General features: G+C 51.2%; 1 pseudogene. It reads left to right on the forward strand.

The window, feature by feature from the left end:
* A pseudogene (locus ACK4HN_RS11950) lies at positions 1–506 on the forward strand (serine/threonine protein kinase); the annotation flags it as partial.

Raw genomic sequence — 506 nt, forward strand, 5'->3', positions numbered from 1 at the left:
TTGGATCGGCGGCGCTATGAACAGGTGGTGCTCAACCTCTTCCCCGTTGGCAGGGAAATGTCGAAGAAGGAGATAAATCTTCTTGAGCGCACAGCCACTGCCTTGAAAAAACTCAACCATGCTGCGCTCCCTGCCTATCTGGATAGCTTTGAGTTGAGTGAGGTGGACATTGAAACAGGCAAAGGTTTTGCACTTGTCGAAAGTTATATTGAGGCCAAATCCCTAGCCACTTGGAAAGCTGAAGGGCGTATTTTTAACGAAGCGGACTTGCAATTGCTGGCGCAGCGGCTTTTAGAGGTTCTAATTTATCTGCATGGCCAGCAGCCGCCGCTGGTTCATGGCAATATCCATCCCACCACAATTCTTTTGGGCGATCGCTCTGGCCATGATTTAGGCGCTGTCTATCTTATTGGCTGGGGGGGTGCCCAAATTCCTCCAGTTGCCGCTAGGCTCACAGAGACAAGTCCCTACATTGCACCAGAACAGCGCCAAGGAGCAATATGCCC

The organism is Thermosynechococcus sp., from assembly GCF_046299655.1.
Classification (GTDB): domain Bacteria; phylum Cyanobacteriota; class Cyanobacteriia; order Thermosynechococcales; family Thermosynechococcaceae; genus Thermosynechococcus.